The following is a 15,098-nucleotide window of genomic DNA, read 5'->3' as shown; positions in this document are numbered from 1 at the left end:
GTGTTCGAAGCCGCGGCTCGACCGTTCGTAAGGCCGGGGGAGGTGTTTGAAGCGCCGGAAAGGGCGTTCGAAGGACCGGGCAGACTGTTTGTAAGGGCGGGAAAGGTGTTTGAAGTATCGGGGCCGGCGTGCGAAGCGTGGCCGGTCGGACCGCCTAGGGCGGTCTGACCGGTTGAAGTACCACCGATACCCGAGCTACCCCAACGACAACCGGTCGGACCGGGGCATTCGAAACCCTAATACCCGTATTTCTCGCCCCACCAGCCGCGCAGGCGCTCCTGGATTTTGGCCTCGCTGGCGTTGTGGCCCGGCGCGTAGAAGCGGGTGCCGCTCAGGGCATCGGGCAGAAACTCCTGCTCCTCAAAATTGCCCTCGCCGTTGTGCGAGTAGGCGTACTCTTTGCCGTAGCCGAGCTGTTTCATGAGGCGGGTGGGGGCGTTGCGCAGGGGCACCGGCACGGGGTACACGCCGTTGGCCTTCACTTCGGCCTGGGCGGCGCGGATGGCCATGTAGGCAGCGTTGCTTTTGGGCGATGTGGCGAGGTAGATGACGGTCTGGGCCAGAATCAAATCCGATTCGGGCAGGCCGATGACGGTGCAGGCCTGGAAGCAGCTCGTGGCCAGCATCAGGGCGTTGGGGTTGGCATTGCCGATGTCTTCGGAGGCCAGAATGAGCATGCGGCGGGCGATGAACTTCACGTCTTCGCCGCCTTCCAGCATCACGGCCAGGTAGTAAAGGGCGGCGTTGGGGTCCGAGCCGCGCATGGATTTGATGAAGGCCGAAATCACGTCGTAGTGCATTTCGCCGCCCTTGTCGTAGCGGGCCAGGGGGCGCTGGGCCACGGTTTGCACCACCGCATCGGTGATTTCGATGACGCCTTTTTTGTCAGGCGGCGTGCTTTGCACCACGATTTCGAGCAGGTTGAGCAGCTTGCGGGCGTCGCCACCGGAGAGGGCCAGCAGGGCGTGGTCTTCCTTTAGCTTCACCTTTTTTTGCTTCAGGGCAGCGTCCTCGGTCAGGGCTTTTTGCACCAGCCCGCGCAGGGTGTCCGCGCTCAATGCCTCCAGCACATACACCTGGCAGCGCGAGAGCAAAGCCGGGATGACCTCAAAGGATGGATTCTCCGTCGTCGCCCCAATGAGCGTGACGGTGCCGTGCTCCACCGCGCCCAGCAGCGCATCCTGCTGGGCCTTGCTAAAGCGGTGGATTTCATCAATAAACAACACCGTGCCGCGTTGGCGCTTGGCTTTTTCAATCACGTCGCGCACGTCCTTCACGCCGGCATTAATGGCGGAGAGGGCCGAAAACGGCTGCTTCAGCTCCGAGGCCAGCAGGTGGGCCAGGGTAGTTTTGCCCACGCCGGGCGGCCCCCAGAGGATGAGGCTGGGCAGTCGGCCCGAGTTGAGGTAGCGGCGCAACACGCCGGTTTCGCCCACCAGGTGCTGCTGGCCGGCGTAGTCGGCCAGGCGGCGGGGGCGCTGGCGCTCGGCGAGGGGGGCGTCGGCGCTGGGCGCGGCGGCGGGGGTGAAGGCGGCGGGTTCGTCGTCGGGAAAGAGGGAGGACATGGGGGAGCGAAGTAGCGCGGAAGTAGCGCGAACTTTGTAGTTCGCGTTTTAGAACGATTCCCGCCCGTCGTGGTTCAGACGGCGCGAAACGCGAACTACAAAGTTCGCGCTACTCTTCCCGGTTATGCCCAATCAATTCCGCGTCCACGCGGCCCTCTTCGTCGTCACAGTCATCTACGCGGCCAACTATTCGCTTTCCAAAGACGTGATGCCGCTCTACATGACGCCGTTTGGCATCGTGACGCTACGGGTGCTGGGGGCCTCCAGCTTCTTTGCGCTGGTGAAATACTTCGTGGCCCCGCAGGACAAAATCATCGGCTGGGCCGATAACCGGCGGTCCATCATCTGTGGCATCTGTGGGATTGGAGTCAATCAGTTGCTGTTTTTTTCGGGGCTGAACCTGACTTCGCCCATCAGCGCCTCGCTGCTGCAAACCATCGCGCCCATCGTGGTGGTCATCGCCTCAGCTATTTTATTGAGCGAGAAGATTACGCTGCCGCGCGTGCTGGGCATTGCCGTGGGCGCGGCGGGTGCGGCCTCGCTCATCCTCAGCCGCAACGCGCAGGCGGCCATCTACCCGCACGCCACGCTGGGCAACCTGTTCATCCTGGCCAATGCCACCGTGTTTGGCCTCTACCTGGTGCTGGTGCAGCCGCTCATGCGCAAGTACCACGCGTTTACGGTGCTGGCGCGGGTGTTTCTGGTGGGGGCCATCGTGGCCGTGCCCTTCGGCTGGCGCGAGGCGCTGACGGCCAACTACGCCAGCTTCCCCCTCAAAATCTGGCTCGAAATCGGCTACATGGTGGTGTTCCTCACCATCCTGGCCTACCTGCTCAATAACTGGGCGCTGAAATACGCCTCGCCGGCCCTGCTGGGCGTGTATATCTACCTGCAGCCGGTGCTGGCCGTGCTCATCGCCGTGGCCCTGGGCAAAGACCATTTCACGCTGGCCAAGGCCGGGCAGGCGGCGCTCATTTTCCTGGGCGTGTGGCTGGTGAGCCAGAAGCCGAAAGCCGCGCCGGTGGCGGAAGTGCCGGAGGAAGCGGTGGTGGACTGAGGGCGGTTGGGTGAGTCCCATGAAAAGTAGAACGTCATGCTTCCACTGCGCTCAGCATGACGTTCTTTTTACACAAGGCCAGCGGTTACTAATGCGCTGCCTGCTTCTGGAAATCCGTAATCGCCTCGCCCAAATCCAGCACCTCTACACCTGGCAAAGCCTGCTGCACAATGCTGGCCCCGGCCGCCGAGCGGTAGCCGCCCGCGCAGTGAATGAGGATGGGCTTATCGGTCGGAATCTCGTGGGCGCGCTCGCGCAGCTCGGGCAGCGGGATGACCAGCGCGTTGTCGAATACCGGCGTTTTGGCCTCCGTCCGGTTGCGGATATCCACGATGGTGAAGGCTTCGGGGTGCTCGCGCACCGCGGCTACGTCCACGGCGGGGGAGGTGGCGGGCAGGGCCGTGGGGGCCAGTAGCGCGCCTTTGATGTTGCCCTCGTAGCCGATTTTGGCGGTTTTGCGGATGACAGTGTCCAGCGCGATTTTGGAATCGGCCAGCAGGTAGAAGGGCTCTTTGGGGCCCACTACCGAGCCCAGCCAGGTTTCAAACTTGCCGCCATCCTGCAGGTTGATGGCCCCCGGTAGGTGACCGGCCCGGAATTTTGCCGCCGGCCGCGTGTCGATGAGTAGCACGCCGGGCTCCAGCGCCGCGTCGCTGCCCGGGTGCGGCACCGCCCGAATGCTGTCCTCAAAGCTGGGCGCGCCCTGCTTGTTCAGGGCCACGTCGTGGCCGAAATACTTGGGCACGAAGGGCTGGTCTTCGAGCAGGACTTTGATGAATTCGTCCTGCGACATGGGTTGCAGGGCGTAGTTAGTTTTCAGCTCCTTGGCAATGGTGGAGTCAAGGTCTAGGCTGGTGGTTTTGCCGCAGAGCGAGCCGGGGCCGTGGGCGGGGTACACCTTGGTGCTGCCGGGCAGGGTCATGAGCTTGTTGCGGGTGCTTTTATACATCTGCGCAGCCAGTTCCTCGCGCTTGTGGCCGCCCACGGCCTCGTCTTCGCGCAGGTCGGGCCGGCCCACGTCGCCCACAAACAGCGTGTCGCCGGTGAATACGGCGCGGCTCTGGGCCAGCTCATCCATGAGCAGGACGCTGATGCTGTCGGGCGAGTGGCCGGGCGTGTTGATGGCGTGCAGCTCGTAGCTGCCCAGCTTGATGCGGTCGCCGTCGTCGAAATTCTTGTGCGGGTATTTGGCCCCCACCAGCTTGCTGCAGTAGATGGTGGCCTCGGTTTCTTCGGCAATTTCCAGGTGCGACGACACGAAATCGGCGTGCGGGTGCGTCTCAATCACGGCGATGATGCGGGCCTCGTGCTCGTCGGCGAAATCGTAGTAGGGCTGGGGGTCGCGGGCCGGGTCGATGATGGCGACTTGGCGGCCGCAGCGCACAGCGTAGCTGGCGTGGGCCAGGCCCTTGTCGTAAAACTGCTGGATTTGCACGGCCGAGGCCGTGCTACTGGGGAGGGGAGGCATGGGGTGGGGTGGTTTGGAAGCCGGGTGGTTTGGTCAAATATAAGCAAGCGGCCGAATAGCAGCGGGCAGGCCCGCCCAGATAAAGCACCAAAAAAGCACCAGCCAGATGGGAAGGGAACTCCAGTTTTTTCAATACTTTTGGAATAATTATTTCCACATTTCCTGCGATTTATGATGAAGTTTCTACGGATACCCGCAACGGGTATATGCCTGCTTTTGGGCCTGTCAGCCCAAGCCCAAAACGGCTGGACACTGCCCAGTATGCCCTGGGTTGCGTACGCCATACCGGAAAGCACTATACTACGTGTACCTGTGGCGGGCGCAGTGTGGGGCGTGAGAACGTATTTGTCCGGGGGGTTTGGGTATCTTACCACTACCTCGGAGCTTTACACCACGCCTGACAATGGGCTGACGTGGCAGCATCAGGTAGTGGCATCTTATACTAGCAATGGAGTAGGCGGAACATCTGTTTGGGATGTGTGGGCCGTAGATGCCCAACATGCCTGGCTCTTGATAGGTAATCCGACAGCCGCTAATCCGAATATCCTCGTGACCTCGCTGCTGCGTACGACAACAGGCAGCGCCGCCCTGACCGTGCTGCCGCCTAATGCAGTGTCGGAAAATCTGCGCTTTGTCCGGTTTTTCAACTCAACCACTGGGGTTGGAATCACTTTTTCCGGGACTTCGAACACCTTGCCGCTATATCATACCACCGATGGTGGCAGCAGCTGGCAGCCCCTTGTGGGCGCCCCAACACTAGCCGCCGGCGATTATGCTCTAGATTGTGTTTTGTTAGGTAACAACGTCTGGATACCAACCCACTTGGGCAGCATCCTGCGCAGCACCGACGCCGGCCATACCTGGAGTGCGGCGACAGTGGGTTTGCCCATCCGCGGCGTTAGCTTTTCGGACCCTCTACATGGCCTGGCTTACGCGGGCAACGGAAATCAGGTATCCGTGACTGCCGACGGGGGCCAGACGTGGACCTTGACTACTCCCAGCGGCCCCATGCGCTACGGCGTGATTCAGGCGTTGCCCGGGGTGCTGGGGGCGTATTTGAGCGTCGGTCCATCCAGCCACACTTATAGCCCAACCGACCCCAGAGGCAGCGCCGTAAGCACCGATAACGGCGCTACCTGGCGGACAATCGAGAATGTTAATTATCACGATGCCCTAGTAATTCAAAGCCCAACAAATATTTGGGCAGGCGGCTACTACACCGCTAATAATGCAACGGCCCGCTTCACGGGAACCTTACTGGCCAGCCAGTCTAACCAGCCAGTGAAAAGTGGCCTAGCTGTGTACCCCAACCCCACGGCGGGACGGGTAACCATTTCATCGGTGCTGCCGGTGCAGCGGGTGAAGGTGTACAATGCCCTGGGCCAGCTGCAGCTCCAGGTAGAGTTGCCGGCCAACGCCCCTTCCGTTGACCTGAGCCACTTGCCGGTGGGTGTATATCAGGTAGTGGCAGAGGGGAAAGCGGGGAGCCAGTCCCAACGGCTAGCCGTGGTACGGTAATCAATTTTGTCAGTAAGCAAAAAGCCCCGCTCAATTTGAGCGGGGCTTTTTGCTTACTGACGAGGCAGAAAATAATTAGGCTTTGGCCTTCATTTTCATTTTGCCGCCGTCGTGGCCTTTGCCATGACCGCCGTGGTGCTCGGCTTTCATCTTGTCCATCTTGGCGTATTGCTCCGGCGTGAGGATGGTTTTGAGCTGGGCCTCGTAGCGGTCGTGGGCGGCTTTCATTTCGGTGCGGCCGGCGTTTCGGTCGGTGCCGTACTTGGTTTTGAGGGCCGTCATTTCCTGCTGGCGGGCCAGCATCAATTGCTCTACTTTGGCCTCTTGGTCGGCATTGAGGCCGAGCTCTTTGGCCATTTTGCCGGCTTTGTGGTCGGCCATCTTGGCGGGGTCTTTCGGGCCCTGCTTGCCTTTGGCGTAGTGGCGGGCAGTCTGATTGGCGTCGGTGCCGGTGGTTTTCACGGCCGTTTGGGCAAAGCTGGTGCCGGCGGTAGCGAAAGCGAGGGCGGCGAGCAGCAACAGGTTCTTTTTCATGATTAGCGTAAAGAATGAAGAGGGTGGTTGCGGGGAAAGCTACTGGCAGCACAGGCCGCTTTAGTTGCTTGCCAGGGTAATTGCAAGCGGTGTGCCACGAAAGGCCAAGCGCCCAAAAGGCCCCGCATCAATCGATGAACAGGCGCTTTTTGTGTACGGAACCGGCCGAATTTACCGGGCGGTAGGCATTGCCATGCCCTGTTCAGCGAGATGCTTCATTACCTTGTTGCGCTCCGCATCCTGCATCCTGGTGTACTTGGTATACTGGCCGGGGGTGAGGACGCCCTTAATCTGGGTGTCGTACTTAGCGAGGGTAGCTTTCAAATCCGGGCCCATACCGGGCCGGAGGCGGCCGGTCTGCGCCTTGGAGCGCATGGCCAGCAGGGCTTGGTTCTGGTCCCGCATAATGGGCTCCAACCTGGCCTGCTGGGTGGCCGAAAGGCCCAGCTCCTTGGTGAGGTACTGGGTGGCGCGCTTGGCCGTCTGGGCCGGCGTTTCCGGGAGGCCGGCGCGGGTGGGCATCTTTTGGGCGGCGGGGGCTTGGGCGAAGCCAAGACCGGCGGTGGCGGCTACCGTAGCAAGCAGCAAAAGGAGCTTTCTCATGGTGGGGATAAGCAAAATTGGGTGGTGAGAAGGCGCTGCCTTATTCGGACTGGCCGGCCGGGGCGTTGGCACCGGCGGCGCGGTGCTCGCGCATTTTCTCGCGCTGCTCGTCGCGCATCTGCGCAAACTTGGTGAATTGCTCCGGGGTGAGCACCGTTTTAATCTGCTCATCGGTGCGGGCTTCGTTGGCTTTCAGGTCTTGGGCGGTGCCCAGCTTGCGGCCGCCGGTGGTGCGCTGCTCGCGCAGCAGCTGCAGCTGCTGGCGCTGGGCCATGAGGATGGGGGCCAGGCGGGTTTGCTGGTCGGCTGTGAGGCCGAGCTCTTTGCCCAGGTACTGGGCGCGGCGCTGGGCCAGCTGGTCGGGGGCGGCGGTGCCGGCCTGGGCCAGGCCGGTAGCGGCAGCAGGGGCCTGTGCAAAGGCGGTGCCGGCGGTGGCCGTGCTGGCGGCGAGGATAAGGAGGAGCTTTTTCATGGTAGTTGGAGAGATTTGCTGATAGGGGAGCGAAAGTAGTGCCAGCAGGTTGGATGTACCGTGTCGGACTAGGTTTAAGGACGGGATTTTGGGCGCGGGCCGGGGCGCAAAACCGGCGCGGCGCAGGGCCAGCGCCCCGGCGGTGGCAAAATGCTGCCTATATTTCGGCTCCGCCACAAGCGCTTGGGAGCATTTTCATTGCTCAATGGGCCGGACGGGGATTTTTAATTCCTTCATTTATTTCAAACTTCTTCCCTCTTTACACCTAACACATGGCAAGTATTTTCGCCAAAAAACCCCTGTCTGTGCTGCTGGGCGAGGCCAACTCGACCGGGCACGGCACGCTGCAACGGACGCTGGGCGCGGGCAACCTCGTGGCCCTGGGCGTGGGCGCCATCATCGGGGCGGGCCTGTTTGTGCGCACCGCCGCCGCCGCCGCTCAGGCCTCCGGCCCGGGCGTGACGCTGGCTTTCATCGTGGCCGCCATCGGCTGCGTGTTTGCCGGCTTGTGCTACGCCGAGTTCGCGGCCATGATTCCCATTGCCGGCTCGGCCTACACCTACGCCTACACCACCATGGGCGAATTTGTGGCCTGGGTTATCGGCTGGGCGCTGATTATGGAATACGCGCTGGGCGCGGCCACCGTCAGCATTGCCTGGAGCGAATACCTGAACAAGCTTTTGCAGGTGTTTGGGACCAGTATGCCGTATAATCTCAGCCACTCGCCCTTCGAAAGCGCGGTGGTGAACGGCACGCTGGAGCACGGCCTCATCAACCTACCGGCCCTGTTCATCATCGTGATGCTGTCGCTGCTGCTCATCAAGGGCACGCAGGAATCGGCCATGTTCAATGCTGTAGTGGTGGTGCTGAAAGTGGCCATCGTGCTGGTGTTCATCGCTGTGGGTTGGCAGTTCATCAACCCCGCCAACCACACGCCCTACCTGATTCCCGAAAACGCTCCGCCCGTTAAAAACGCCGCTGGCGTTATCGTGCGCGAGTATACTGCCTGGAACAAGCACGGCTGGGGCGGTATCCTCGGCGGTGCGGCCATTGTGTTCTTTGCCTTCATCGGGTTCGATGCCGTGAGCACGGCTGCGCAGGAAGCCAAAAACCCCAAGCGCGACATGCCCATCGGTATCCTGGGCTCGCTGGCGGTGTGCACGGTGCTCTACATCCTGTTCGGCCACGTGCTGACGGGGGTGGCCAACTGGCGCGAATTTGCCGACCCGGCTCTGGGCGGCGAGGCTTCGGTGACCTATGCCATCAAGGCGCACATGCCCGGCTACGAGTGGCTCGGCACGGCCGTGACGGTGGCCATTCTGCTCGGCTTCTCCTCCGTAATTCTGGTGATGCTCATGGGTCAGAGCCGCGTGTTCTTCTCCATGGCGAAGGACGGCCTCATGCCCAAAGCCTTCTCCGACCTGCACCCCCGCTTCAACACCCCCTACAAATCGAACCTGGCGCTGCTGGTGTTCGTGGGCGCGTTCGCAGCCTTCGTGCCCGGCTCGGTAGCCGGCGATTTGACCTCGTTCGGCACGCTGCTGGCCTTCGTGCTAGTGAGCATCGGCGTGTGGCTCATGCGCAAGTCGGACCCGGACCAGCCCCGGCCGTTCCGCTCGCCGCTCTCGTCGGCTAGCTTCCCGCTGGTGCCCATCCTGGGCGCGGCCATCTGCACGCTCATGATTCTGGCCCTCGACTCGAACACCCTGAAACTGGCCCTGGGCTGGATGCTGCTCGGCTTTATCGTATACTTCCTCTACGGCAAGAAAAACTCCATGCTCCAGAAGGGCGTGGTGGTGGTGCCTACCGAGATGGAGGAAGAAGCCTTCATCAAACCCGATGTGCACAACCGGTAGGCCAGCGGCTTACTGCTAAAGTGAAAAGTCCCGCCGGTGCGAATCGGCGGGACTTTTTTGTACACCTTTGGCAACCCCGCCAGTCGTTTGGCGGTCACCTTCGCAACTCCTACTCAGTTTGCTTTGCCATGAACATTCGTTTCGCTACTTATACCGGTATCATTCCGCTATTGGCTGCCTTGGGCGGGTGCGGCGAAAAGTGCGAGGGCGTGGACTGCCCCCCGTGCAGTCCCTTTACGGATGACATCGTGGTGGTTTTTGACCGCGACAGCTTGCAGGCTGGGTTTCGCAAGGCCGAAATCGACGGAGGATACGCGGTGCGCTTTGCCGCCCCCGGCTTCAATGCCCCCACCGATACGGTGCGGCAAACGCGCGACGGACTTAATTTCTACCGGGGCCTCATCAGCCTGCGTACGCTGGCCGGGCTTGGAAGGCCGCCCGGCGCTTCCCAGACTGCTTTGGCAGCGTCCAACTACCGCTTTGTGCTGCCGGCCCTCAACCGCACGTACGACCTCGGCAACATAGAGCTGCAAACCGGTCCGAGCGACGCCGGAGACTGCTGCAACTGCGGCAAAAACGTGCGCCGCCGCTTCACGCTCAATGGCGTGCCCGTTGTGCTGGATGGCAATGCCAATAACGAGCACCCCGGTGTGTTGCGACGCTAGCTGGCGACTTTCACTTCGCTTTTGAGCTTGAGCACCCGGTCGCCATTTTCCTGCACGATGACGAAAGCGGGGTCCGTAGCCGAGCCATTGCGGTGGATGACACTGCCCTTGATGGTGCGACTGATGGGCTCTTTATGCACCGATTCAATTTTGCCGGTGGCCGAGCCGGTGCCGTATTTCCAGGAAACTTGGGTGCCTTTGCGCATAAAAAACGGGAGCAAGCGGGGGAATTCAGCCGCTGAAATGAGTTTGAAGTACGTGTACTGCCAACGGCGGTCCATCGTTGTCGGGATAGGCAGGGCGGCGGTAGCGCAGGCGGCGGGCCGCCATACTCCGCCGTTTCGCCGTTCTTTTGCGTAGTTCAACCATGCGTGCTGCTTTTATGCGCGCCCCCCATGATGTTCCGATTTCTGTCGCTGCTGTTCCTGCTGCCCCTTTTCGCCTCCGCCCAAACGCCGTTCGTGCCCGATGAGCGGGCCTACTACGGGCTGATTGACCGGGGCAGCGGGCGTTGCCTCGACATTGCCAGCGCCAGCACGGCCAGCGGCGCAGCAGCAGTACAGTGGGAATTCACGCACGCCAACAGCCAGCAGTGGCGCTTCGTGCCCATCCGGGCCGGTAGCGAATATTACCGCATCGAAGCCCGCCACAGCTCCCAGTGCCTCACCGTGGATAAGCCCGGCGAAAATATGGGCCTGGTGCAACGCCCCTTCCAGGGTAGCGAGCAGCAGCAGTGGCGGCTGGTGCCGGCCGGCCCGGCGGGCAGCTTTCAGCTCGAAAACCGCAGCGAAGCCCGTTGCGCCGCGCTGGCGGCTTCGGATAAATTCAACGGCACGCCCGTGGTGGCCCAAAAGAATAACGGCCGCGCCAGCCAGCAGTGGCACCTGTTCCGGCTGCGCCTGAACGTGCTGGAAGGGCCGTCGCCCTTCGGCCCGCCGCAGCCGCTGGCGGGAAGCGTGAACTCGCCCGGCAACGAGGTGCACCCCGTGCTCAGCCCCGATGGCAAGACACTGTACTTCGCCCGCACCAAGTTTGCCGGCAACACCGAAGGCAACACCGACTCCGGCGATGCCTGGCTGAGCCAGAGCCCCGACCAGGGCAAAACCTGGGGCGCACCCACCCGCCTCGACGGCCTGAACACCCCCCAGAACAACGCCGTGGAAGCCACCACCGGCACGGGCGGCCAGATACTCATCGTGCGCGGCATCTACGAGCGCGACGGCACCTTCCGTGACGAGGGCCTGAGCCGGGTGGCGCAGGCTGCCGCCGTGGCCCCCGGCGCTACCCCCAAAACCACCCGCCCCGAGGCCCTGCGCATTGCCAATTTCTACTCGGCGGTGACGGGCACGGGCTTTTTCATGTCGGCCGATGGACAGACGCTGCTGCTCTCCCTGGAGCGCGGCGACTCCGAAGGCGGCAACGATATTTACCTGAGCCGTCCCGACGGCAGCGGCAGCTACACCGAGCCCAAAAGCCTGGGCCCGGTGCTGAACTCGCCCGGTTTCGACTTTGCGCCTTGGCTCACGCCCGATGGCAAAACGCTGTATTTCGCGTCCTACGGGCACATGGGCTACGGCTCGGCCGATATGTTCGTGAGCCAGCGGCTCGATGACAGCTGGAGCAAGTGGAGCGAACCGCGCAACCTCGGCCCGGCCCTGAATGGCCCCGGCTTTAACGCCTACCTGAGCCTCACACCGGATGGCAAAACGGCATACTACTCGTCCTCAACCACGCCCAACGGCACCAAGGATATCTGGCGCACGGGCCGCGCCGTGCCCGCCGACTCACTGCCCAAGCCCGCCGTGGTGGCCGAGGCCAACGAGAACTCCGGCCGGGCTTTCCTGAGCGGGCGGGTGCTGGATTCGCGCACCAAGCAGCCGGTGCCGGGGGCGCTGGTGAAGGCCAACCTGCTGGGCACCAGCAAAACCAGCCCGCAATTTCTGGCCACCAGCACGGCCGACAATCAGGGCAACTACCAGATGTCGCTGCTGCCGGGTAAATACTACCTCTCGGCCAACGGCGCGGGCCTGCTCACGATGGGCGACACGCTGGTAGCCGCCGGCTCGCCCCGGCGCGACATCCTGCTGCTGCCTGCCGCCGTGGGGGCCAAGGTGGACCTGCCCAGCATCATTTTCACCCAGGGCAAGGCCACCCTGCTCGGCTCAGCCTACACTGAGCTCAACCGCCTCGCCATTGCCCTGCAAGCCGCACCCGCCACCGAAGTGCGCCTCGAGGGCCACACTGACAACGTGGGCCCGGCCGATAAAAACCAGCAGCTTTCCGAAGACCGGGTGGCCGAGGTGAAGCGCTACCTCGTGGGCCGCGGCGTGGCCGAAAGTCGCATCACCACCGTGGGTTTCGGCGGCTCGAAACCAAAATACGGCAACGACCGCGAAGAAACCCGCCGCCTCAATCGCCGCGTGGAATTGGTAATTGTGAAGTAGCCGTAGCTTGGACTCGCAGAGTCCAAGCTACTTCTGTCGACGCCAGATAAACCCATCCAGCACGTAGTGCGTGGACTGCGGCAGCGCCAGCAGCGGCACCAGCCACATCAGCTGCGCGGGGCTGGCAATGGTGGGCAAGTGCTGAAACCAGCCGAACACCGCGCCGTGCTCGCGCCATACCAGCCCATCCCAAAGGCCTTCTTCGAGAAAAGCGAAAAGCACCACGGCCCCAATGAAAACGGCCAGGCCGTAACGCCCGGCCCAGGCACCACGGCGCGGCGCGGGCGTTGCCTGGGAGGGTTTTGGCCCGCCTGCCCACACTAGCGCCAAGTAGGGAATGCCGTGCGAAACCACGTTGAGCAGCGTGAAAACCAGGTCGCCATTGAAGAGCACAATGCCCACGTACCACGACACCAGCGTGCCGCCCAGCAACAGGTTGCGGGGCACATTGAAAGTGCGGGTGCGCCACCAGCGCCAGCTTTCGCGGGCCGCGTAAGCCGTAATCAACCCCCCATAAAGCACCGTGGCGATGGTACGGCCAAGAGGCCAGTCGATTTGGATAAAATCCCCCTCGACAAACCAGTTGAAATTGCGCCCCGGCGAGAAGTGCCAGTACAGCAGCGGGTAAATGGTGGCGTAATAAATCAGGGCCGTGGCCAGCCAGCGGCCCGGCGCGGGCGCATCGTGCCGGCTATAAATCCGCAGAAACCCATACTGCTGTCGGATGAAGTGAAACACCGCCAGATACGCCAGCGCCCGCCAGAACACCAGCCCGCCCAGGCTGTGCAGGGCCACGCCCGCCGCGTAGCAGGCCATCGGCACCACCCACAGCAGCGTGCACCGCTGCCGCCGCCGCACGGGGTCGAAGTAGGTCTGGAACAGCGTGCCGTAGACGTGGGCCACATCAATGAGCACCACCAGCGCCACCCAGGCCAGCAGCGGCATAGCGGCCGAGTGGCGGTAGGAAGCGGGCAGCCCAAGCACCACCAGCAGCGCCAGAAACGGCGGCGCGAGGATGAGCAGGCCATCGTAGCGCGGGGAGCGAATCCAGGGTTGGGGCATGCGGTAAGGGCGAGGTAGCTGAGGATAATAGGCCGTCATGCAGAGCGCAGCGAAGCATCTTGCCCGCAGTCACTAACTTAATCGTTGGGTAAAAGAATACTGGTGGCGGGCAAGATGCTTCGCTGCGCTCTGCATGACGTGCTTTTTAATCAAACGGACCCTGCCGCCAGCATCTCCCGCGCCGCCCGAATCCCCTGATAAAACCCCTCCTCAAAAATCGAAATCCCGCTAAAATCCGTGTGGGCGAAAAATACCCTCCCGCGCACCGGCTGCATGGCCGCCGCCCGCGCCGCGCCCCAGAGCAGGCCCGGCGTGGGGGCCACCATGCCGTGGCCCCACACCCAAAGGTCGGCCTGCTGTAGGTAGGGCGTCACGCCGGGGTGGTAGGTTTCGAGCTCGGCCACCATGCGGGGCAGCCACTCGGCGTAGCTGGTTTGGTAGGCGCGGCGGCGTGCGGGGCCGGGGGCTTCATCGGTGAGGGGCCAGTAGAGCGTGATGACTTTGGGGCCGCCATCGTCCTGTTTCAGCGACTGCTGGGTGGCGTTGATGTAGCCCAGTGAGGCGCTGCCGTAGCGCACGTTGTCCCAGCTCAAGGGGCGGCCGGGGCCTTGCGGCAGGCCGGCCACCGTGAGGTTGGCGACGAGCCAGGGCGCGTGGTGCAGGCTGCCGGGCGGCGGCAACTGGTGGCCCGGCACGGCGGCCAGCAGGTGGTGGGCAATATGCTGCGGCGTGGCCAGCAGCACCTGCCGGGCGCGCACGCGGGTGCTCTGGCGCGTAGCCACGCTGTAAACCAGAGCCTCAATGCCGGTGGCGGTTTCGCGCAGGTCGTAGGCCAGGGTTTGGGTCTGGATGGGGGCGCTGGCCTGGCGGCGCAGGTTTTCCGTCAGAAAGTGGTTACCCTCGGGCCAGGTCAGCACGTCGGCGCCGGTAGCGTTGTGGGCCAGGCCCTTGCGGCTGGCGAAGTAGTGCAGCCCGGCCCAGGCCGATACCTGCGCGGCGGTAGCGCCGTAGTCGTCGCGGCAGGCATAGTTCAGGTACCAGCGCAGGGCGGGCGCGGTGAAGCCTTCGCGGTCGAGGTAGGCGGCGAAGGAAATTTTGTCCAGTGCCCGGTAGGCTTCGTCGGTCGAGGACTGGTCGAGCGGGATGCGGAACACGTCGCGGCCATCGCACCCCACGGTGGTTTTCAGCGCTTCGGTCAGCTTGAAAAAACGGGCTACCTGGGCTTGGTCGGCGGTGCTCAGGCCCAGAGCGGGCACCAGGCCTTCCTGCCAGTGGCCTTCGATGTTGAGGCGCTCCTCGGGGTCGTGGCAGAGGTGGTAGTCGTTGTAGATGGGCTGGCCATCGGGGGCGTAGCCGGTGAGGGTGCCGGCGGCTTGCAAAAATTCCAGCAGCTCGGTGTTGCGCACATCGGGCACGGGTAGGTAGTGCGCGCCCCAGGGGTAGGCCGAGGCGGCGTTGCGGCCGGCGCTGGCGTTGCCGCCGGTTCCGGGGGCCAACTCCACCAGCAGCGTATTGGTTTGGCCGTGCCGATGCAGCCAGCGCCGGGCCGAAAGCCCCGCCACCCCGCCACCGATGATGAGCACGTCGGTTTCAACGGTGCTGGTGGGCGCGGGCAGCTTGCCAAGGTCGCGCAGCAGGTGCCCGGTAGCGGCATCCTGGCCCATCATCTGGCCTTTGATGTGGGCCAGCGGGTTGGTGGGCGCACAGCCGGGGAGGGCCGGCAGCAGCAGCGCCCCGGTGAGGGCCGCCCCGCTTTGGGCCAGGAAGGAGCGACGGGTGGGCATGGATAGAGAATGGAAGAGAAAGCAAATTAGAAAAGACCGTCATGCTGAGCGCAGCCGAAGCATCTCTACC

Annotated in this window: 13 protein-coding genes; 5 read left to right on the top strand and 8 right to left on the bottom strand. The window is 63.2% G+C overall.

The genetic code is table 11. From position 1 onward, the window contains the following. Positions 1-236: 236 nt before the first annotated feature. A complete protein-coding gene (locus AAFH49_RS13050; protein WP_342298746.1) occupies positions 237-1,565 on the bottom strand; it encodes a replication-associated recombination protein A in 1,329 nt (442 codons plus the stop codon). Positions 1,566-1,689: 124 nt separating this feature from the next. On the opposite strand from AAFH49_RS13050, the gene AAFH49_RS13045 reads away from it, so the two are divergent. Then, a complete protein-coding gene (locus tag AAFH49_RS13045) occupies positions 1,690-2,622 on the top strand; it encodes a DMT family transporter (RefSeq protein ID WP_342298743.1) in 933 nt (310 codons plus the stop codon). An 88-nt stretch (positions 2,623-2,710) separates the two neighbouring features. Here AAFH49_RS13045 and AAFH49_RS13040 read toward each other — a convergent pair whose 3' ends face one another. Continuing rightward, the gene (locus AAFH49_RS13040; RefSeq protein WP_342298741.1) at positions 2,711-4,090 is read right to left on the bottom strand and encodes an MBL fold metallo-hydrolase; all 1,380 of its coding nucleotides are present in this window, start codon (positions 4,088-4,090) and stop codon (positions 2,711-2,713) included. A 549-nt stretch (positions 4,091-4,639) separates the two neighbouring features. Here AAFH49_RS13040 and AAFH49_RS13035 point away from each other — a divergent pair. Next, positions 4,640-5,608, top strand: coding sequence for a T9SS type A sorting domain-containing protein (locus AAFH49_RS13035; protein ID WP_342298739.1), 969 nt, complete (start codon positions 4,640-4,642; stop codon positions 5,606-5,608). Positions 5,609-5,683: 75 nt separating this feature from the next. Here AAFH49_RS13035 and AAFH49_RS13030 read toward each other — a convergent pair whose 3' ends face one another. The 3 genes from AAFH49_RS13030 to AAFH49_RS13020 all read right to left on the bottom strand — a co-directional run bounded on the left by AAFH49_RS13030 (position 5,684) and on the right by AAFH49_RS13020 (position 7,217). Beyond that, positions 5,684-6,142, bottom strand: a complete 459-nt coding sequence (locus AAFH49_RS13030; RefSeq protein WP_342298737.1) for a hypothetical protein — start codon at positions 6,140-6,142, stop codon at positions 5,684-5,686. Positions 6,143-6,313: 171 nt separating this feature from the next. Then, the gene (locus AAFH49_RS13025) at positions 6,314-6,745 is read right to left on the bottom strand and encodes a hypothetical protein (protein WP_342298734.1); all 432 of its coding nucleotides are present in this window, start codon (positions 6,743-6,745) and stop codon (positions 6,314-6,316) included. A gap of 40 nt (positions 6,746-6,785) precedes the next feature. Next, positions 6,786-7,217 (bottom strand): hypothetical protein, encoded by a 432-nt coding sequence (locus AAFH49_RS13020; RefSeq protein WP_342298732.1) that lies wholly within the window; start codon positions 7,215-7,217, stop codon positions 6,786-6,788. A 272-nt stretch (positions 7,218-7,489) separates the two neighbouring features. Between AAFH49_RS13020 and AAFH49_RS13015 the strand changes: the two genes are divergently transcribed. Together AAFH49_RS13015 and AAFH49_RS13010 are read left to right on the top strand one after the other, a co-directional pair. Next, entirely contained in the window at positions 7,490-9,073 is a 1,584-nt protein-coding gene (locus AAFH49_RS13015) for an amino acid permease (protein ID WP_342298729.1), read from the top strand. Between the two features lie 128 nt (positions 9,074-9,201). Continuing rightward, a complete protein-coding gene (locus AAFH49_RS13010) occupies positions 9,202-9,738 on the top strand; it encodes a hypothetical protein (protein ID WP_342298726.1) in 537 nt (178 codons plus the stop codon). Here AAFH49_RS13010 and AAFH49_RS13005 read toward each other — a convergent pair. Continuing rightward, on the bottom strand, positions 9,735-9,944 hold the full coding sequence (locus AAFH49_RS13005) for a hypervirulence associated TUDOR domain-containing protein (RefSeq protein ID WP_342298724.1): 210 nt from the start codon (positions 9,942-9,944) through the stop codon (positions 9,735-9,737). The genes AAFH49_RS13010 and AAFH49_RS13005 overlap by 4 nt on opposite strands. A gap of 189 nt (positions 9,945-10,133) precedes the next feature. Between AAFH49_RS13005 and AAFH49_RS13000 the strand changes: the two genes are divergently transcribed. Further along, a complete protein-coding gene (locus AAFH49_RS13000; RefSeq protein WP_342298722.1) occupies positions 10,134-12,182 on the top strand; it encodes an RICIN domain-containing protein in 2,049 nt (682 codons plus the stop codon). 27 nt (positions 12,183-12,209) lie between these two features. On the opposite strand, the gene AAFH49_RS12995 is transcribed toward AAFH49_RS13000, so the two are convergent. Together AAFH49_RS12995 and AAFH49_RS12990 are read right to left on the bottom strand one after the other, a co-directional pair. Beyond that, positions 12,210-13,244, bottom strand: a complete 1,035-nt coding sequence (locus AAFH49_RS12995; RefSeq protein WP_342298721.1) for a hypothetical protein — start codon at positions 13,242-13,244, stop codon at positions 12,210-12,212. 149 nt (positions 13,245-13,393) lie between these two features. Then, positions 13,394-15,028 (bottom strand): FAD-binding protein, encoded by a 1,635-nt coding sequence (locus tag AAFH49_RS12990; RefSeq protein ID WP_342298719.1) that lies wholly within the window; start codon positions 15,026-15,028, stop codon positions 13,394-13,396. Between the last annotated feature and the right edge of the window lie 70 nt (positions 15,029-15,098).

The organism is Hymenobacter segetis, from assembly GCF_038448715.1.
Lineage (GTDB): Bacteria > Bacteroidota > Bacteroidia > Cytophagales > Hymenobacteraceae > Hymenobacter > Hymenobacter segetis.
The sequence above is the reverse complement of the archived record's forward strand: the minus strand, read 5'-3'. Positions and strand labels throughout refer to the sequence as shown.